Below are 17,833 nucleotides of genomic sequence, written 5' to 3'. Positions count from 1 at the left end.
CAGTGTGGCGGCGGTCGTCCTTCAAACGCGGCCTTGTGGTGAGGGAACCAGTTCCCTCACCACAAGGGCAAGCGTGTCTAAGGCGACGCTTAGTGTTGCAGGATTTTCTCAAGGAAATGCTGGGCGCGTTCGGAGCGGGCGCTGATGTCGCCGAAGAACTCTTCTTTCGGGCAGTCTTCGATGATCTGGCCCTGGTCCATGAAGATCACCCGGTTCGCCACTTTGCGGGCGAAGCCCATTTCGTGGGTCACGCACATCATGGTCATGCCTTCGTGGGCCAGTTGCACCATCACGTCGAGCACTTCGTTGACCATTTCCGGGTCAAGGGCCGAGGTTGGTTCGTCGAACAGCATGACCACCGGGTCCATTGCCAGCGCACGGGCAATCGCCACGCGCTGTTGCTGGCCGCCGGAGAGCTGGCCCGGATGCTTATGGGCGTGAGCGGAAAGGCCGACGCGCTCAAGCAATTGCAGGCCTTTCTTGGTGGCTTCTTCCTTGCTGCGGCCCAGCACCTTGATCTGCGCGATGGTCAGGTTCTCGGTGATGGTCAGGTGCGGGAACAGTTCGAAATGCTGGAATACCATGCCCACGCGCGAACGCAGTTTCGGCAGGTTGGTCTTCGGGTCGGCGATGGATGTGCCATCGACGACGATGTCGCCTTTCTGGAAAGGCTCCAGGGCGTTGACGCATTTGATCAGCGTGGATTTGCCCGAACCCGACGGTCCGCACACCACCACAACCTCGCCCTTGCTGACCTCGGTGCTGCAATTGGTCAGTACCTGGAAGTCCCCATACCACTTGTTGATATTCTTGATAGAGATCATACGGCGAACCTTTTTTGCAGACGCTTGACCAGCAGCGAGGCGGCAAAGCTGATTGTGAAGTACACGAGACCTGCGATGATCAGGAACTCATTGGAGCGGCCGATGATGTCGCCATTGGCCCGCGAAGCATTGAGGAAGTCCACCAGGCCGACCGTGTAGACCAACGAGGTGTCCTGAAACAGGATGATGCTCTGTTGCAGCAACAGCGGGGTCATCTTGCGAAACGCCTGGGGCAGGATGATCAAGCGCATGACCTGGCCATAATTCATGCCCAGCGCCTGTGCCGCACCCATCTGGCCCTTGGGGATCGACTGTACGCCGGCCCGGACGATTTCGCAGAAGTACGCAGCCTCGAACATCATGAACGCCACGACGCAGGAGCCGAACGCACCGATCGGCGTGTCCTCGCCGGTGATCCAGCGCAGCACGAACGGCACCGCCAGGTAGAACCAGGTGATGACCAGCAGCAACGGGATCGAGCGGAAATAGTTGACGTAGGCGCCAGCAATGTTGGAGACCAGCTTGTTGTGGGACAGGCGCATCAGCGCCAGGATCGTCCCCAGGATGATCCCGCCGACGACGCCCAGGGCCATCAGCTTGAGGGTCATCACCATGCCGTTCCACAAGCCGGGAATGGCCGGGATGATGCCTGTGAAGTCGAATTCCATTATTTACCCCCCACGGAGATCAGGCCGGGCACCGCGACTTTCTTCTCGACCATGCGCATGAGCAGCATCAGGCTCATGTTCAGGGTGAAGTAGATCAGCGTCGCCAGGGTAAAGGCTTCGAACAGGTTGGCGGAAAACTCAGCGGTCTGCTTGGTCTGCGCGAGCAGCTCCATCAGGCCGATCAGCGAGGCCACGGAGGAGTTCTTGAAGACGTTGAGGAATTCCGAGGTAAGCGGCGGAATGATGATCCGGTAGGCCTGGGGCAGCAGCACGTTCCAGTAGATCTGCGGCAGCTTGAAGCCCATGGCGCGCGCGGCGGATTCCTGGCCGCGCGGCAGCGCCTGGATACCGGTGCGCACCTGTTCGCAAACCCGCGCGGCGGTGAACAGGCCCAGGCACACGACCACGCTCAGGTAGGCCGAGGTGGTCGGGTTCAGGTCCTGTTTGTACCATTCCTGCATGTCCGCGGGCAGCAGGTCCGGCACCAGGAAATACCAGATGAACAGCTGAACCAGCAGCGGCACATTACGAAAGAGTTCCACATAGCACGTGGCGATGCCCGACACCAGCCGGTTCGGCACGGTGCGCATCACACCCAGGATCGAGCCCAGCAGCAGGGCGATGATCCAGGCGACGACGGCGATGGCGATGGTCCAGCCCAGGCCGGCCACGTACCAGTCGAGATAGATCTCGCTGCCCACGCCGGTGGACTTGAAGAACACGCCCCAGTCCCAGTTGTAATTCATTAGGGTCTCCCCTCAGATCGATCGATGTACAAATATCTGCAGGGGGAAGTCCTTTCCCGCCTAATCTTGACGATCAGGCACACACCGACGGCTCGACCTCACCGTTCGAGTGTTTCCATTATTGCCAGCAGGGAATGACACACTCCTGGAAGAGCCGGGCCCTTCCAGGAGATAAGGTTAGTCAGAAATCAGGATTTCTTTTCGTCAGCCGCTTTGTCGGTCGGGTTGGCGATCAATTTCTTGAGTTCTTCGCTCATCGGGAAGTTCAGGTTCAGGCCTTTTGGCGGGATGGGCTGCATGAACCATTTTTCGTAGATCTTGTTGATCTCGCCCGAAGCGTAGGTGGCCTTGATGGCATCATCCACGGCCTTTTTGAACGGCTCGTCGCCCTTGCGCATCATGCAGCCATAGATTTCATAGGACTGTGGCGTACCGGTCACGGCCCAGTCATCGGCCTTCTTGGCCTTGGCGGCTTCGCCGGCCAGCAGGGCGTCGTCCATCATGAACGCGACGGCACGACCCGATTCCAGCATCTGGAAGGATTCACCGTGGTCCTTGGCGGAGATGACGTTCATGCCCATTTGCTTGTCGGCGTTCATCGCCTTGAGCAGGCGCTCGGAGGTGGTGCCGGCGGTGGTCACGACGTTCTTGCCCTTGAGGTCGTCGAAATCCTTGTACTTGGAGTCTTTCTTGGACAGCAGCTTGGTGCCGATCTCGAAGATGCCAACGGAAAAGGCGACTTGTTGCTGGCGCTCGACGTTGTTGGTGGTGGAGCCGCATTCCAGGTCCACGGTGCCGTTCTGCACCAGGGGAATACGGGTTTGCGAGGTGACCAGGTTGTACTTGACCTGCAGGTTCGGCACGTCCAGCTCTTTTTTCAGCGCTTCGACGACTTTCAATTGGATGTCGTGGGAATAGCCGACCGGCTTGCCGGAAGCGTCCGCAATATAGGAGAACGGGATGGAGGCGTCGCGGTGGCCGAGCGTAACGACGCCGGACTCTTTGATCTTTTTCAGCGTGCCGGTCAGTTCGGCTGCGAAAACCGGAGTGCTGATCAGAGCGGCAGCAACGGCTGCGCCCAGGAGATGGGGAACGATGCGCATCAAATATTTCCTCGACATTTGTTTTTCTTATTTCGGCCGATTCACCGGCCATGAGTACGTCGAAACGCCTGGCAGCTCCTGTTGTGTTGGCGTACAGGCGTTCGTCTCCACGAGTGTAGAGCATGACTCGTGCCAGGCCAGTGCGACATGGTTAACATGCTGTTTTATAAAGAAATTAATGTTTTGTTTCAGGTTTTTAACGGGTTATTCATCCGGTTTGCCGAACCGACTGCCGGGTCGCGTTCGGAAAACCGAATGCGCCGCGTAGGCCCTGTGCTCGGGGGAAAAGGGCGCCAGGCAGCAAAAAGCCCCCGAATCTCTCGATCCGGGGGCTTTCATTCAGTCAGCGGTGATTCAGGCCGCTTCGATCTTGCGTCGGTTGTGCTCGACCTTGTCCAGGTACTGCTGCAGTTTCTCTTGCTCCGAGGTGCTGGTGAACAGGCCCAGCTTGCTGCGACGCCAGAGAATGTCCTGGGCATCGACGGCCCATTCGTCGCTGCACAGATAGTCGACTTCCCGGGTGTAGAGTCCTGCGCCGATGTGTTCACCCAGGTCGCCGAGACTGTGCACCCCTTCAAGCATGCGCCAGGTACGGCTGCCATAAGTGGTGGCCCAGCGGCGGGCGATATCGGTCGGCAGCCAGTCGAATTTGTCGCGAATGGCCGAGCACAACGCTTGCGGCGTGGTCATGTTTTCGCCGCCGGGCAAGGTTTCCAGGGCGGTCCAGCTTGGGCGCATCTGTGTGAAATAGGGCGCCAGCTGCGCCATGGCCGATTCGGCCAGCTTGCGATAGGTGGTCAGCTTGCCCCCGAACACTGACAGCAATGGAGCTTCTTCGCCGCCGCCGGAGAGCGCGAGGGTGTAGTCGCGGGTCACGGCGGATGGGTTGTCGGATTCGTCGTTGCACAGCGGGCGAACACCCGAATAGCTGTGCAGGATCTCGTCACGGCTGATCTGCTTCTTGAAGTGCGCGTTGACCACCTTCAGCAGGTAATCGGTTTCGCCCTCGGTAATCGCCACTGAAGCGGGGTCGCCGGTGTATTCGCGGTCGGTCGTGCCGATCAGGGTGAATTGGTTCAGGTAGGGGATGGTAAACACGATCCGCTGGTCTTCGTTTTGAAGAATGTGCGCGTGCTCGCCTTCGTAGAGCTTCGGAACAATCAGGTGGCTGCCCTGGATCAGGCGAATGCCATAGGGCGATTCGAGCTTCAGGTCGTCGCGAATGAACTTGGCGACCCAAGGCCCTGCGGCGTTTACCAGCGCCTTGGCATGGATGGAAAACAGACTGCCATCGGTGCGTTCCAGGTTCAGCTGCCACAGGCCCTTGCTGCGGCGAGCACTCACGCAGCGGGTGCGGGTGTGGATATGCGCGCCTTTTTCACGGGCCGCCATGGCGTTGAGCACCACCAGTCGTGCGTCATCTACCCAGCAATCGGAGTACTCGAAGCCTTTGGTGATTTCGCTTTTCAATGCGCTGTCGGCGCCGAATTTCAGGCTCTTGGAACCGGCCAGTTGCTCGCGTTTGCCCAAGTGATCGTAAAGAAACAGGCCGGCGCGAATCATCCAGGCGGGACGCAGGTGCGGCCGATGGGGCAGTACGAAGCGCATTTGCTTGACGATGTGCGGGGCTTTGGTCAGCAGCACTTCGCGCTCGGCCAGCGCTTCACGCACCAGGCGGAATTCGTAATGTTCGAGATAGCGCAGACCGCCGTGGATCAACTTGCTGCTGGCCGACGAGGTATGGCTGGCAAGGTCGTCCTTTTCACAAAGGAACACCGAAAGGCCGCGACCGGCAGCGTCCGCGGCAATCCCCACGCCGTTGATACCGCCACCGATGACGGCGACATCATAGATCTCTGCGAGAGGGGGCGTAGGCAAGGTAGAAGTGGGCATCGGCTGGCCTCGGGCTCTTTTCGTAATATTTGAATTCGAACATAAATGTTCATTTGCGAAAATACTAGCCCATAAGCACAGCGACAGCCAGTCGAATTCGATTGAAATTACTGATCAAAGGCGGCTGAAAGGAAAATTTTCGAACAAAAAGAGTGCTGTGGAATGTTTCTGTGGCGAGGGATTCCCCTCGCCACAAGGGGGCGGAGCTAGACCACTTCCAGCCGAATCTTGTGCTGGCTCAGCAATTGCGCCAGGGCCGGCACTGGCTGTTGGTCGGTCACCAGGCAGTCGATCAGGCTGATCGGGCCCAGGCGTACCATGGCGTTGCGCCCGAACTTGCTGGAATCGGCCGCCAGCAATACCTGCCGCGCATTAGCGATGATGGCTTGGGAAACCCGCACTTCCTGATAATCGAAATCCAGCAGGCTGCCATCCTCGTCGATCCCGCTGATACCCACCAGGGCGAAGTCCACCTTGAACTGGTTGATGAAGTCGACGCTGGCCTGGCCTACCACGCCGCCATCACGGCGTACGTTGCCCCCGGCAATCAGGACTTCGAAGTCATCCTTGGCACTGAGGATCGATGCCACGTGCAGGTTGTTGGTGATGACTTTCAGATGGTTGTGATTGAGCAGTGCCCGAGCAATCGACTCGGTGGTGGTGCCGATATTGATGAACAGCGAGGCGTGATCGGGAATCTGGGCGGCGATGGCTTCGGCAATGCGTTGCTTTTCGTCGCGCATCTGGTCGGCGCGCATGGCGTAGGCGGTGTTTTCCACGCTCGAATCATAGGCGGCGCCGCCGTGGTAGCGGCGCAGCAGGTTCACTTCCGCCAATTGATTGATGTCGCGGCGGATGGTTTGCGGGGTGACGACGAAGAGCTGCGCCATTTCCTCGATGCTGACATAGCCGCGTTCGCGGACCAGCTCGAGGATTTGCTGCTGGCGGGGAGGCAGATTCATGGGGCTTCCTTTGGGCTGCCGTACAAAATTTGCCCATGATGCCGCAGGAATCCATTCCCGACCAGTTTCAGATCCTCATCGTTCCCGGCTTCGGCTTACTCAGCGTCTTCGTGTGGCTCCCAATCACGGGTGCGGCTGACGGCTTTTTTCCAGCCGGCGTAGAGTTTTTCCTTGGCCTGTTCATCCAGCTGCGGCTCGAACTCGCGCTCAATGACTGCTTTGCCGCGCAATTCTTCCAGGCTGCCCCAGAAGCCGCATGCCAAACCGGCCAGGTACGCTGCGCCCAGTGCGGTGGTCTCGCGCATTTTCGGGCGTTCGACCAAGGTGCCAAGAATGTCTGCCTGAAATTGCATGAGGAAGTTGTTGGCCACCGCGCCGCCGTCCACGCGAAGGGACTTGAGGCGTTCGCCGGCATCCTGCTGCATGGCATCGAGCACATCGCGGGTCTGATAGGCGATTGATTCCAGCGTCGCCCGAATGATGTGATCGACCCGTACGCCACGGGTCAGGCCGAACAGTGCGCCGCGGGCGTAAGGGTCCCAGTACGGCGCGCCAAGGCCCGTGAACGCTGGCACCAGGTACACGCCGTTGCTGTCCTTGACCTTGTTGGCGAAGTATTCGGTATCGAGGGCGTCGTTGACGATCTTGAGTTCATCGCGCAACCACTGGACTGTGGAGCCGCCGTTGAACACCGCGCCCTCCAGGGCGTACGCCACTTCGCCGCGCGGGCCGCAGGCGATGGTGGTGAGCATGCCATGGTTGGACTTGACGGCTTTGTCGCCGGTGTTCATCAACAGGAAGCAGCCGGTGCCGTAGGTATTCTTCGCCTGGCCTGGTTCCACGCACATCTGGCCGAAGAGGGCGGCTTGCTGGTCGCCGGCGATACCGCCGATGGCAATGCCGCTTTTGGTGCGGCCGTAGATTTGCGAGGAAGATTTCACTTCCGGCAACATCTCTCGAGGGATGTCGAGGATGTCGAGCATCTTCGCGTCCCATTCCAGCGAGTGAATGTTGAACAGCATGGTGCGCGAGGCGTTGGTGTAGTCGGTGACGTGGACCTTGCCGCCAGTGAATTTCCAGATAAGCCAGCTGTCCACGGTGCCGAATAGCAATTCGCCGTTGCGCGCGCGTTCGCGGCTGCCTTCGACGTGGTCGAGGATCCACTTGAGCTTGGTCCCGGAGAAATACGGATCGGTGACCAGGCCAGTGGCTTCGCTGATGTACTGCTCGTGGCCGTCGCGCTTGAGTTGCTGGCAGATCTCGGTGCTGCGTCGGCATTGCCAGACGACGGCGTTGTAGATCGGACGCCCGGTGGACTTGTCCCAGACCACGGTGGTCTCGCGCTGGTTGGTAATGCCGATGGCGGCAACCTGGTCGTGGTGCAGCCCGGCATGGGCCAAGGCCTCTACCATGACCGCGCTCTGGGTGGCGAAGATTTCCATCGGATCATGTTCGACCCAGCCTGGCTGTGGATAATGCTGGACGAACTCGCGCTGGGCTGTGCAGACCACGTTGGCGTCACGGTCGAAAATAATCGCCCGCGAGCTGGTCGTGCCTTGGTCTAGGGCAATGATGTAGTTCTTATTCTTAATATCGGTCATGTCGATTGCCTCGGGTCTTTCATAAAGGGAGACGTAGATAAGGAAAGAAGCCACGGCGCAGCCCGGAATGGCAGGAGCCTGCGCCGACTGTTTCAGGATGTTCTGGGCTTGCCGTCAATGGTCGGCTCTGCATCCTTTGTAGCAGCCACGGCGCCGGGCAGGTGACGGGCAATCAGCCCGCGGTAGGCGGCAGCACCCAGGCAAGCTCCCGCGATCGGTGCGAAGATAGGCACCAGAAAGTACGGGATGTCGCGTCCCCCGGTAAGGGAAATTTCACCCCAGCCAGCGAAAAATGTCATCAGTTTTGGACCGAAGTCCCGCGCCGGGTTCATCGCGAAGCCTGTCAGCGGCCCCATCGAACTGCCAATCACGGCGATCAGCAGGCCGATCAGCAGCGGAGCCAGCGGACCGCGAGGCAGGCCATTATTGTCATCGGTAAGGGACATGATCACGCCCATCAGGATGGCGGTGATGATCGTTTCCACCAGGAAGGCCTGGCCGGTGGACAGTGCTGGATGCGGGTAGGTGGAGAATACCGACGCCAGTTCGAGGCTGGCTTCGGTGCCGCGAATCATCTGGCGAGACAGTTCGAAATCGAAGAACAGATTGCTGTACAGCGTATAGACCAAGAGCGCACCGCAGAAGGCGCCGCCGATTTGGCAGATGATGTAGAAGGGCAATTTGCGTTTTTCGAAGTCAGTAAAAATGCACAGCGCGATGCTGACGGCGGGGTTCAAGTGAGCGCCGGAAATACCTGCGCTGAGATAGATCGCCATGCTGACGCCAACGCCCCAGATGATGCTGATTTCCCATAAGCCGAAACTCGCACCCGCGACCTTGAGCGCTGCAACGCAACCAGTACCGAAAAAAATCAACAGGGCCGTACCGAGAAACTCGGCCAGGCATTGGCTGGAAAGGGAGGGTTGTTGTAAAGCAGTCGTCATTCAAACCTCGGTTCTTTTTGTTGTCCTGCACCTCGGATGCAACTCGTCAGCGCGTTTTCACCGAGGGCTGGATCCCCATCCTGCGCTCGGGCTGTTGCTTGAGACACGTGTTTCTGCTTTCAGTTTCGAAAAAATATAGACAAGAAACGCCACTGTCAAAGGTCGAAAGTGAACCGCCAGTCACTTTGCGATTATTCGTGGCGTGAATGGCCGCCGCAAAGCCTTTTAGCCGCTGATCGCATAGAATTCCTGACAGTCCTTTTTTGTTTTTCTGTCAGGAGTGGCCATGACCCCCGCGTTGGATCTGCTTAAGAAAGTGCGTGCCGAACATCGCATCCACAGCTACGAACACGATCCCAAGGCGGCGTCCTATGGGCTGGAGGCTGCTGAAAAGCTCGGACTGGAGCCGGCGCGAGTGTTCAAGACTTTGTTGGCCGCCAGCGAGAAGGGCGAGTTGCTGGTGGCGGTGGTGCCCGTGGCTGGAAGCCTGGACCTGAAAGCGCTGGCCCACGCGGCGGGGGTGAAAAAAGTCGAGATGGCCGATCCAGCCGCCGCTCAACGCTCGACGGGTTATCTGCTTGGCGGTATCAGTCCGCTGGGGCAGAAGAAGCGTCTTCGCACGTTTATCGACAACTCTGCGCAGCCTCTCGCCAGTATGTTTGTCAGTGCGGGCAGGCGTGGTTTGGAAGTTGAATTGGCGCCTTCGGTATTGAAGGAACATACCGGGGCGGCATTCGCCGACATTGGGCGTCCCTGAATCCCTTGCCACAATAATCTGAGGCTTCAAGCTTTATCGGGTGTCAAAACTTCATCCTGCGCTGTAGGGCAAAAATTGTGCTCATCTGTCACTGGATAAGCGGTGTCGGTGCGGCTCATGCTCGCGCATCTATAAAAAAGGAGAAGTGCCATGCAGCTTGCGTTTCATCAGGTCGATGCGTTCAGTGACCGACCGTTTGGCGGTAACCCGGCGATGGTCTATCGGCTCGATGCCTGGATCGCCGACGACTTGATGCAGAAGATCGCGGCCGAACATAACTTGGCTGAAACCGCTTTCCTGGTGCGTGAAAACCAGCAGTGGCACATTCGATGGTTTACTCCCACCACGGAAGTCCCGCTCTGTGGACATGCGACATTGGCCAGCGCTTTTGTATTGTTCGAGGTCTATCACGAAACCGCGCAGCGGCTGGATTTCATTTGCAAGTCTGGAGCGCTGAGCGTCAGTCGCGAAGGTGACCGGCTCTGGTTGGATTTTCCTGCGATAGTGCCGGCTGAACTGGGCGCTTCCCTGGCGGTCCAGAATGCCTTGGGGGTCGAGGCGGTGGATGTGCTGAGCTCCAACGAGCTGTTCGTGGTGTTGGAGTCGGAGCAAGCCGTGCTCGACTGCAAGCCTGATATGGCCGCCTTGGCAAAGCTGCCGTGGCCGGGCGCTATCGTGACGGCGCCGGGAAGCAAGCACGATTTTGTCTCGCGCTATTTTGCCCCGGCGATCGGCATCAATGAGGATCCGGTCACCGGGTCAACCCATTGCAGCTTGATTCCATACTGGTCCAAGCGCCTGAACAAGCACGGTCTTACGGCGTATCAGTGTTCAGCCAGGGGCGGGGCATTGTTTTGTCGGCTGGAGGGAGAGCGGGTGAAGATCGGTGGGCATGCGACGCTGGTGGCAAGCGGGACGCTGTCCCTGGGTTGACCCGTGGCGAGGGAGCCAGCTCCTTCGCCACAAAAGCCTCCCGAAGCATTAGCTGGCCGCGCTGTGTCGCCGCACGCCACTTTCCACCGGCGGCAGATGGGCCGCTGTGCTGCCCGAGGCCTGGAACAATACCAAGTGCTCAGCCGCCACTCGGATACCAACGGTCGCCCCGACCTGATGATCGGCATGGCTCGGGAAAATCGATTCCAGTTGCGCGCCTGTCGGCAATTGCAGGCGATACAAGGTAGAAGCACCGAGGAACGTCTTGCCGACGATAGTGGCTGTCAGCTGGCTGTCTGGCGCATAGACGATATCGTCCGGGCGCAGCAGCACATCCACGGCGCCGCCGATCGGCCAGGTGTAGGCTCGGTTGCCGCGCAGCACGCCCAGTTCGGTTTGCACCGATTCCGGGCTGTCGAGTCGGCCGCGAATGAAATAACCCTGGCCGATGAAACTGGCGACGTAAGGTGTCAGCGGTTCGTGATACAGGTTGTACGGTGTATCCCACTGCTCCAGTCGACCTTCCCGGAATACACCGACATGATCGCTCACGGCAAAGGCCTCTTCCTGGTCATGGGTCACCAGGATCGCGCTGGTGCCGCGAGCCTTGAGAATGTCGCGCACCTCATGGCTGAGCTTGCGTCGCAGCTCGCCATCAAGGTTGGAAAACGGTTCGTCGAGCAACAACAGTTGCGGTTCGGGCGCCAACGCCCGGGCAAGCGCCACGCGTTGTTGCTGGCCCCCAGAAAGTTCATGGGGAAAGCGCTGGCCCAGGTTCTTCAAGTTGACCAATTCCAGCAGCTCTTCGACCACGCGATCCTTTTGAGGATGTTTGCGAATGCCGAAGGCCATGTTCTCGGCGACGCTCAAGTGCGGGAACAGCGCATAGTCCTGGAAAACCATGCCGATACGGCGTTTCTCCGGGGCGAGGGTAAAGCCCGCCCGGGAAATGGTTTCCCCGGCCAGCTGGATCTCACCTTCATGCACGGGCTCGAAACCGGCGATGGCCCGCAAGGTCGTGGTCTTGCCGCACCCGGACGAGCCGAGCAGGCAGCCGATATCGCCGGCATTGAGGTGCAGGTTAAGGTTCTGCACGACCCGTTGGTCCTGATAACCGCAGGCCAAGTTGTGCAAACTCAATAACAAGGAATGGCTCATGCGTGGTGGTACGCCGGCTCGACGAGAAACTCGAGCAGGGCCTTCTGTGCGTGGAGACGGTTCTCGGCCTGGTCCCAGGCCACGGAGCGCGGATCATCTAGCAGGTCGAGGCTGATCTCTTCGCCACGATGGGCCGGCAAGCAGTGCATGAACAGCACTTCGTCGTCCGCCAGATCGAGCAGGGCGCGATTGACCTGCAAAGGCGCGAATAGCTTCAGGCGCTTGGCGGTTTCTTCTTCCTGGCCCATGGACGTCCAGACGTCAGTGCTTACCAGGTGCGCGCCGGTGACCGCTTGTTTCGGGTCGCGAACGAGGGTCACGCGGTCACCGGCCCGGGCGACGAACTTCGGATTGGGCTCGTAGCCTTCAGGGCAGGCGATGCGCAGCTGGAAATCGAATTGGATCGCCGCTTCTATATAGCTGTTGCACATGTTATTGCCGTCACCGATCCACGCCACGGTCTTGCCCTGGATCGAGCCCCGGTGTTCGAGGAACGTCTGCATGTCGGCCAGGAGCTGGCAGGGATGCAAGTCATCGGACAGGCCATTGATCACCGGCACGCGGGAATGGGCTGCGAATTGGGTCAGGGTGCTGTGGGCAAAGGTCCGGATCATCACCGCATCGAGCATGCTTGACATGACGATGGCGCAATCGCTGATGGGCTCGCCGCGGCCGAGCTGGGTGTCGCGGGGCGACAGGAAAATCGCCTGGCCACCGAGCTGGATCATGCCGGCTTCGAACGAAATGCGCGTGCGCGTCGAGGCTTTCTCGAAGATCATCCCCAGTACACGGTTTTTCAAGGGCTCGAACAGTACGCCGCGCTTACGCAGGTCCTTGAGCTCCACGCCTCGACGGATGACGCCGAGCAACTCATCGGGCGTGAAATCCATCAGGGAGAGAAAGTGCCTTGCGCTCATGATTGACTACCTTTTGTTACTGACCGCAGATGCTCAAAGCCTTGTTTAATGGAAAAACGGGCGAGACCTGCGGCAAAAGCCGCACGGGGCGACGAAATTAGGGGAAGGCGCGATATTGACATTAAATGTCGCGTCTTACCAATAGGGCTACGGTTATAGGGGATTTCAGCGAAGTCACGGCAGGACTGCAATGACGTATTCAAAGCCGGTTTCCTGACAGCAGCAGCCCATTTGTACACTGGCGCCGCGGCGCTTGGCAAACAAGCCGGACGGGCGTGGGACGATAAACGCTCGCTTTTCGGCTGGCGTGCCTGGATTTCCAGTGCCCGTTGTCGGATGTGAGATTTCCTAATCCAAGGGCCTGGGTTATAAATGAACCCCTATATGCAGGAGCCCCGAAATGGATTCGAAAGAGCGACAACTGATGGAATTGCTGGGGCTGACGGCGCGCTCCCTGACGCACCTGACCGCTTCGGTGACGTCCATGTCATTCGAGTTGTTGCGCAGCGACGACGAAGTGACCAAGGCCGCGGGTCGTCGGATGATTGATCGCATGGCCACTATCAGCAGCGGACTTGACGAGCATTGGCGCTTGATTGGCGAATTGACGGGCGTACCTATTTCCCATGAGGAAGTGCAGACCATCGAGGAAATCCAGTTGCTGGCGCCGCCTCCCGAGCAGCCCTGAAATCGGCTGGCCTGATGCCCGCCGATTCACAGGACGAACGTCGCTGGCGCGGTAGGGGATCACGGGCCATAGTTTTGTTCCCGCGGCCGAAAACGGCCGCTACGAATAAAACAGAGACTGGCCATGACCAAGACTCTTCATCACCGTGCGTGCCATCTGTGTGAGGCCATCTGTGGCCTGACGCTCGAAACCACCGAAACTGAAGGCCAGGGCCTGGCGATCACCTCGATCAAAGGTGATCCGCTGGACAGTTTCAGTCGTGGGCACATCTGCCCAAAGGCAGTTGCGCTGCAGGATATCCAGAACGATCCGGACCGGTTGCGCCAGCCCATGCGGCGGATGGGCAGCGAATGGCAACCCATCGCCTGGGAGGATGCGTTCGCGTTGGTGGCCGAACGCCTGGCAAGCATCCAGGAACGCCACGGTCAGAACGCGGTGGGCGTTTATCAGGGCAACCCCAGCGTGCATAACTATGGGCTGATGACCCACAGCAATTATTTCCTCGGCCTGCTGAAAACCCGTAGCCGCTTCTCGGCGACCTCGGTGGATCAACTGCCCCATCACCTGACCAGCCACTTGATGTACGGCCACGGCCTCTTACTGCCAATTCCGGACATTGACCACACCGACTTCATGCTGATCCTGGGGGGCAATCCCCTGGCCTCCAATGGCAGCATCATGACTGTGCCGGACGTGGAGAAGCGCCTCAAGGCGATCCAGGCCCGGGGCGGCAAGGTGGTAGTCGTTGATCCACGGCGCAGCGAGACCGCGGCCATCGCCGACCAGCATGTCTTCGTACGCCCCGGTGGTGATGCTGCGTTGCTGTTTGGCTTGCTCAACACGCTCTTCAGCGAAGGCCTGGCTCGTGACGGTCATTTGCCGGTGGATGGTCTCGAAGAGGTGCGCCAGGCCGTTGCAAGCTTTACCGCGGAGGCGATGAGCCCGCTCTGTGCGGTTCCGGCGGCGCAGATCCGTCAACTGTCCCGTGATTTCGCCGCCGCGCCGTCAGCGGTGTGCTACGGGCGGATGGGCGTGTCGACCCAGGCTTTCGGCACGCTGTGCCACTGGCTGATCCAGGTGATTAATCTGGTGACCGGCAATCTGGACCGGGTAGGCGGGGCGCTGTGCACCGAGCCGGCAGTTGATTTGGTGGCGACCACCTCGGGCGGGCACTTCAATCGCTGGCAAAGTCGGGTTTCCGGGCGTCCCGAATACGCAGGCGAGCTGCCGGTGTCGGCCCTCGCCGAAGAAATGCTCACCGAAGGCGACGGGCAGATTCGTGCGCTGGTCACCGTGGCGGGCAATCCGGTGCTGTCCACGCCCAACGGACGGCAGCTGGAGCAGGCGCTGGATGGCCTGGAGTTCATGGTGAGTATCGATCTGTATATCAACGAGACCACTCGCTATGCAGACCTGATCCTGCCCTCGACCTCAGCCCTGGAAAACGATCATTACGACACCACATTCAATCTGTTCGCGGTGCGCAACGTCAGCCGTTTCAACCGGGCGATCCTGCCCAAGCCCGAGGGGGCGCTGCATGACTGGGAAATCTTCGTCGGCCTGGCCAAAGCCTTTGCGGCCCGGACCGGCAAGGAACTCAAGCCAACCATGCCGCCGGCACAGATGATCGATTTCGGCCTGCGGGCAGGTGCGTATGGGGATGCATCGCCGCACAAGCTGTCGCTGGCGACCCTGTTTGATCATCCACACGGCATTGACCTCGGTGCGCTCAAACCCAATCTCAGCGCAAGGTTGAAAACTGAAAATGGTCGGGTGCAGGCCGCGCCCGCGGTGATCCTCGCCGACCTGGCGCGCTTTGCCGCGTTGCGAGCGCCGGCAGTGGATGAGCTGCTGATGATTGGCCGTCGCCATGTGCGCAGCAACAACTCCTGGATGCATAACTTTCATCGACTGGTAAAAGGCAAGCCGCGCCATCAGCTGCTGATGCATCCCGATGACCTGGCGAGCCGGGGTCTTGTCGATGGACAGCGAGTCAAGGTCAGTTCGCGAGTAGGGGTGATCGAAGTGGAGGTGCAGGGCAGCCTGGACATGATGAAAGGCGTGGTCAGTCTTCCTCACGGCTGGGGCCATGCCCGACCGGGTGTGCAGATGACCATTGCCAGCGCGCAGCCGGGTTCCAGTGCCAATGACTTGACCGATGAGTGCCAACTCGATGAGTTGTCCGGCAACGCGGCGCTTAACGGGGTTCCGGTGAAGGTGGCGGCTGCGTAGAATTGTCTCTGGGGCGGACCGAGCAGGGAGCTCGGCTTTCCGTTACAATGCGCCACCGTGTCGACATCTGAAGTCGCAAAGTTTAAGCCGAGGTGCTCCGTGGATATCATCGAAACGATTAAAGACCAGATTGCCAACAACACCGTCCTGCTCTACATGAAAGGCTCGCCAAACGCACCGCAGTGCGGCTTTTCGGCAAAGGCTGCTCAAGCGGTGATGGCGTGTGGCGAGAAGTTTGCCTACGTGGACATCCTGCAGAACCCGGAAATCCGCGCCAACCTGCCCAAGTACGCCAACTGGCCAACCTTCCCACAGTTGTGGGTTGGCGGTGAGTTGATTGGCGGCAGCGACATCATGACCGAGATGGCGGCTGACGGTTCGTTGCAGTCCACGATCAAGGATGCTGTAGAAAAAGCGTCGGCGACCAAGACCGAAGCTTGATTCATGACGGTTCTGTTCGCCGCACAGGGTGTGGCGGACGAGCTTTGTGGTATGCCTGGAATCCGGGCAACAAAAAGCCCCGCTCCTCGAAAGAGGGCGGGGCTTTTTAGTAGCTTGCTTTCGGGGAAGCTTATTCTTCGCCCATCTGCGATTGCAGGTAGTTCTCAAGACCGATCTTGTCGATCAGGCCCAACTGGGTTTCGAGCCAGTCGATGTGTTCTTCCTCGGATTCCAGGATGTCCTCGAGCAGTTCGCGACTGCCGAAGTCTCCCACGGTTTCGCAATGGGCGATGGCGGCTTTCAGGTCCTTGTGGCCTTCACGCTCGATTTTCAAGTCGCACTCAAGCATTTCCTTGGTGTGCTCACCGATGTGCAGCTTGCCCAAGTCCTGGACGTTCGGCAGGCCTTCGAGAAACAGGATGCGCTTGATCAACTTGTCCGCGTGTTTCATCTCGTCGATGGACTCGTGGTACTCGTGCTTGCCCAGCTTGTTCAGGCCCCAATCTTCATACATGCGTGCGTGCAGGAAGTATTGATTGATCGCGACCAGCTCATTGGCGAGGATCTTGTTGAGATGCTGGATGACTGTGATGTCGCCTTTCATGGTGAGGGCCTGCCCTGTAATAGCTGTGTATAAGGCAGAGTTTGAGCCGCGTATTTGCGAGTGTCAAACCTAAGTTATTGAATAATAAATGAAAATTAATCGGAATAAGAATGTTTGTGTTCCGCGTCTGGAAGCTAAGCAATTGATTTACAGACATAAAAAAACCGGACATAGAGTCCGGTTCTTCAAAAAGCTGGATTTATGCGGCAGTAAATTCTACCGGGTAAGGGATCGAGGCCTGGGCGGTCTGCACTTTGGCGAGGGTTTCACGCACCACTTCCTTGGCAAGGCAGGCGCATTTACCGCATTGGCTGGCTACGCCGGTGGCCTGGCGGACTTCGCGGTAGCTGCAGCAACCTTCATAGATCGCTTCGCGGATTTGTCCGTCGGTGACGCCAGTGCAGAGGCATACATACATAAGTGAGAACCGTCGCTGGTTGTGACTCAATTGAGACGGATCTTAATGTTAACGAGAATGATTGTCAAAGTGGTTTCTAAAGCTCTTTCACCACAGCGGCATCAGGCTGACGAACGGTTTGGTGAAGATGCATGCCGCTAAGTGCCACGGATTTCGATGTCACTGAAAAACCGTTGAGGACAGTCCAAATGTGCGGTGTATGATGGTCGGTCCTTGCAAAGCGGGTTCATGTCACAGGGTTGTCGCCTTAGGGTGGCAGGCTGGCACGGACCTGTGTTTTCACGTTACTACACCAGGAGATATCCAATGAGCGTACTCGTAGGCAAACAAGCCCCGGACTTCACCGTTCCTGCCGTCCTCGGCAACGGCGAAATCGTCGACAGCTTCACCCTGTCCTCCGCCATCAAAGGCAAATACGGCCTGGTGTTCTTCTACCCGCTGGACTTCACCTTCGTCTGCCCATCCGAGCTGATCGCGCTGGACCACCGCATGGACGATTTCAAGGCCCGCAACGTTGAAGTGGTCGCTGTTTCGATCGACTCGCACTTCACCCACAACGCCTGGCGCAACACCCCGATCAACAATGGCGGGATCGGCCAAGTGAAGTACACCATGGCTGCCGACATGAAGCACGAAATCGCCAAGGCCTACGACGTTGAGTCCGAAGGCGGCGTGGCCTTCCGTGGCGCATTCCTGATCGACGACAAAGGCGTGGTTCGTTCGCAGATCATCAACGATCTGCCGCTGGGCCGTAACATGGAAGAGCTGATCCGTCTGGTCGACGCCCTGCAATTCCACGAAGAGCACGGCGAAGTCTGCCCGGCCAACTGGAAAAAAGGCGACAAGGGCATGACTGCGTCCCCTGAAGGCGTAGCCGCTTATCTGGGCGAGCACAGCGACAAGCTGTAAGCGCACGCGGCATAAAAAAACCGGCCCTTGATGGG

General features: G+C 58.8%; 18 protein-coding genes. 6 read left to right on the top strand and 12 right to left on the bottom strand.

What is annotated here, in order from left to right; translation table 11 throughout:
* Positions 1-89: 89 nt before the first annotated feature.
* From HU806_RS12345 to HU806_RS12310, 8 genes are all read right to left on the bottom strand, one after another.
* A complete protein-coding gene (locus tag HU806_RS12345) occupies positions 90-824 on the bottom strand; it encodes an amino acid ABC transporter ATP-binding protein (RefSeq protein WP_018614195.1) in 735 nt (244 codons plus the stop codon).
* Positions 821-1,492 carry an amino acid ABC transporter permease gene (locus tag HU806_RS12340; protein WP_014339892.1) on the bottom strand — a complete coding sequence of 224 codons (672 nt, stop codon included), beginning with the start codon at positions 1,490-1,492 and terminating at the stop codon, positions 821-823. The genes HU806_RS12345 and HU806_RS12340 overlap by 4 nt, the downstream gene beginning before the upstream one ends.
* A complete protein-coding gene (locus tag HU806_RS12335; RefSeq protein ID WP_053124568.1) occupies positions 1,492-2,238 on the bottom strand; it encodes an amino acid ABC transporter permease in 747 nt (248 codons plus the stop codon). The genes HU806_RS12340 and HU806_RS12335 overlap by 1 nt, the downstream gene beginning before the upstream one ends.
* A 188-nt stretch (positions 2,239-2,426) precedes the next feature.
* Entirely contained in the window at positions 2,427-3,341 is a 915-nt protein-coding gene (locus HU806_RS12330) for a glutamate/aspartate ABC transporter substrate-binding protein (protein WP_186611637.1), read from the bottom strand.
* Positions 3,342-3,695: 354 nt separating this feature from the next.
* Positions 3,696-5,234, bottom strand: coding sequence for a glycerol-3-phosphate dehydrogenase (gene glpD, locus HU806_RS12325; protein ID WP_186611636.1), 1,539 nt, complete (start codon positions 5,232-5,234; stop codon positions 3,696-3,698).
* A 206-nt stretch (positions 5,235-5,440) separates the two neighbouring features.
* Positions 5,441-6,196 carry a DeoR/GlpR family transcriptional regulator gene (locus tag HU806_RS12320; protein WP_003204973.1) on the bottom strand — a complete coding sequence of 252 codons (756 nt, stop codon included), beginning with the start codon at positions 6,194-6,196 and terminating at the stop codon, positions 5,441-5,443.
* Positions 6,197-6,291: 95 nt separating this feature from the next.
* Positions 6,292-7,797, bottom strand: a complete 1,506-nt coding sequence (gene glpK, locus HU806_RS12315; protein ID WP_186611635.1) for a glycerol kinase GlpK — start codon at positions 7,795-7,797, stop codon at positions 6,292-6,294.
* 92 nt (positions 7,798-7,889) lie between these two features.
* Positions 7,890-8,741, bottom strand: coding sequence for an MIP/aquaporin family protein (locus HU806_RS12310; protein WP_186611634.1), 852 nt, complete (start codon positions 8,739-8,741; stop codon positions 7,890-7,892).
* Between the two features lie 286 nt (positions 8,742-9,027).
* Here HU806_RS12310 and ybaK point away from each other — a divergent pair, with 286 nt between their 5' ends.
* Positions 9,028-9,498, top strand: a complete 471-nt coding sequence (gene ybaK / locus HU806_RS12305) for a Cys-tRNA(Pro) deacylase (RefSeq protein WP_186611633.1) — start codon at positions 9,028-9,030, stop codon at positions 9,496-9,498.
* A gap of 150 nt (positions 9,499-9,648) precedes the next feature.
* Entirely contained in the window at positions 9,649-10,431 is a 783-nt protein-coding gene (locus tag HU806_RS12300; protein ID WP_186611632.1) for a PhzF family protein, read from the top strand.
* A 48-nt stretch (positions 10,432-10,479) separates the two neighbouring features.
* Here the strand turns inward: HU806_RS12300 and HU806_RS12295 are convergent, their stop codons facing one another.
* Both HU806_RS12295 and argF read right to left on the bottom strand, forming a co-directional pair.
* Positions 10,480-11,589 (bottom strand): ABC transporter ATP-binding protein, encoded by a 1,110-nt coding sequence (locus tag HU806_RS12295; RefSeq protein WP_186611631.1) that lies wholly within the window; start codon positions 11,587-11,589, stop codon positions 10,480-10,482.
* On the bottom strand, positions 11,586-12,506 hold the full coding sequence (gene argF, locus HU806_RS12290; RefSeq protein WP_186611630.1) for an ornithine carbamoyltransferase: 921 nt from the start codon (positions 12,504-12,506) through the stop codon (positions 11,586-11,588). Before argF ends, HU806_RS12295 begins: the two co-directional genes overlap by 4 nt.
* Positions 12,507-12,906: 400 nt before the next feature.
* Between argF and plzR the strand changes: the two genes are divergently transcribed.
* The 3 genes from plzR to grxD all read left to right on the top strand — a co-directional run bounded on the left by plzR (position 12,907) and on the right by grxD (position 15,867).
* Positions 12,907-13,194, top strand: a complete 288-nt coding sequence (plzR, locus tag HU806_RS12285; RefSeq protein ID WP_186611629.1) for a PlzR type 4 pili assembly inhibitor — start codon at positions 12,907-12,909, stop codon at positions 13,192-13,194.
* 123 nt (positions 13,195-13,317) lie between these two features.
* Positions 13,318-15,426: a molybdopterin oxidoreductase family protein gene (locus HU806_RS12280; protein ID WP_186611628.1), complete on the top strand. Its 2,109-nt coding sequence runs from the start codon at positions 13,318-13,320 to the stop codon at positions 15,424-15,426.
* Positions 15,427-15,525: 99 nt separating this feature from the next.
* Positions 15,526-15,867 (top strand): Grx4 family monothiol glutaredoxin, encoded by a 342-nt coding sequence (gene grxD, locus HU806_RS12275; RefSeq protein WP_186611627.1) that lies wholly within the window; start codon positions 15,526-15,528, stop codon positions 15,865-15,867.
* Positions 15,868-15,997: 130 nt separating this feature from the next.
* Here the strand turns inward: grxD and bfr are convergent, their stop codons facing one another.
* On the bottom strand, positions 15,998-16,471 hold the full coding sequence (gene bfr, locus HU806_RS12270) for a bacterioferritin (RefSeq protein WP_186611626.1): 474 nt from the start codon (positions 16,469-16,471) through the stop codon (positions 15,998-16,000).
* 199 nt (positions 16,472-16,670) lie between these two features.
* A complete protein-coding gene (locus tag HU806_RS12265) occupies positions 16,671-16,889 on the bottom strand; it encodes a bacterioferritin-associated ferredoxin (protein WP_003178704.1) in 219 nt (72 codons plus the stop codon).
* Positions 16,890-17,195: 306 nt separating this feature from the next.
* On the opposite strand from HU806_RS12265, the gene HU806_RS12260 reads away from it, so the two are divergent.
* Entirely contained in the window at positions 17,196-17,798 is a 603-nt protein-coding gene (locus HU806_RS12260) for a peroxiredoxin (RefSeq protein WP_003204949.1), read from the top strand.
* The last annotated feature ends 35 nt before the right edge of the window (positions 17,799-17,833 follow it).

Origin of the sequence: Pseudomonas sp. SWRI154 (assembly GCF_014268645.1) — a bacterium.
In the GTDB taxonomy this organism is placed as follows: Bacteria; Pseudomonadota; Gammaproteobacteria; order Pseudomonadales; family Pseudomonadaceae; genus Aquipseudomonas; species Aquipseudomonas marvdashtae.
Note: the sequence above shows the minus strand (reverse complement) of the source record. Positions and strands in the feature narration are given on the sequence as shown.

What these genes read in the sequence shown, in the direction of transcription:
- HU806_RS12345 (WP_018614195.1), bottom strand. Translation starts at nt 824, where the DNA reads ATGATCTCTATCAAGAATATCAACAAGTGGTATGGGGACTTCCAGGTA.
- HU806_RS12340 (WP_014339892.1), bottom strand. Translation starts at nt 1,492, where the DNA reads ATGGAATTCGACTTCACAGGCATCATCCCGGCCATTCCCGGCTTGTGG.
- HU806_RS12335 (WP_053124568.1), bottom strand. Translation starts at nt 2,238, where the DNA reads ATGAATTACAACTGGGACTGGGGCGTGTTCTTCAAGTCCACCGGCGTG.
- HU806_RS12330 (WP_186611637.1), bottom strand. Translation starts at nt 3,341, where the DNA reads ATGCGCATCGTTCCCCATCTCCTGGGCGCAGCCGTTGCTGCCGCTCTG.
- glpD (WP_186611636.1), bottom strand. Translation starts at nt 5,234, where the DNA reads ATGCCCACTTCTACCTTGCCTACGCCCCCTCTCGCAGAGATCTATGAT.
- HU806_RS12320 (WP_003204973.1), bottom strand. Translation starts at nt 6,196, where the DNA reads ATGAATCTGCCTCCCCGCCAGCAGCAAATCCTCGAGCTGGTCCGCGAA.
- glpK (WP_186611635.1), bottom strand. Translation starts at nt 7,797, where the DNA reads ATGACCGATATTAAGAATAAGAACTACATCATTGCCCTAGACCAAGGC.
- HU806_RS12310 (WP_186611634.1), bottom strand. Translation starts at nt 8,741, where the DNA reads ATGACGACTGCTTTACAACAACCCTCCCTTTCCAGCCAATGCCTGGCC.
- ybaK (WP_186611633.1), top strand. Translation starts at nt 9,028, where the DNA reads ATGACCCCCGCGTTGGATCTGCTTAAGAAAGTGCGTGCCGAACATCGC.
- HU806_RS12300 (WP_186611632.1), top strand. Translation starts at nt 9,649, where the DNA reads ATGCAGCTTGCGTTTCATCAGGTCGATGCGTTCAGTGACCGACCGTTT.
- HU806_RS12295 (WP_186611631.1), bottom strand. Translation starts at nt 11,589, where the DNA reads ATGAGCCATTCCTTGTTATTGAGTTTGCACAACTTGGCCTGCGGTTAT.
- argF (WP_186611630.1), bottom strand. Translation starts at nt 12,506, where the DNA reads ATGAGCGCAAGGCACTTTCTCTCCCTGATGGATTTCACGCCCGATGAG.
- plzR (WP_186611629.1), top strand. Translation starts at nt 12,907, where the DNA reads ATGGATTCGAAAGAGCGACAACTGATGGAATTGCTGGGGCTGACGGCG.
- HU806_RS12280 (WP_186611628.1), top strand. Translation starts at nt 13,318, where the DNA reads ATGACCAAGACTCTTCATCACCGTGCGTGCCATCTGTGTGAGGCCATC.
- bfr (WP_186611626.1), bottom strand. Translation starts at nt 16,471, where the DNA reads ATGAAAGGCGACATCACAGTCATCCAGCATCTCAACAAGATCCTCGCC.
- HU806_RS12265 (WP_003178704.1), bottom strand. Translation starts at nt 16,889, where the DNA reads ATGTATGTATGCCTCTGCACTGGCGTCACCGACGGACAAATCCGCGAA.
- HU806_RS12260 (WP_003204949.1), top strand. Translation starts at nt 17,196, where the DNA reads ATGAGCGTACTCGTAGGCAAACAAGCCCCGGACTTCACCGTTCCTGCC.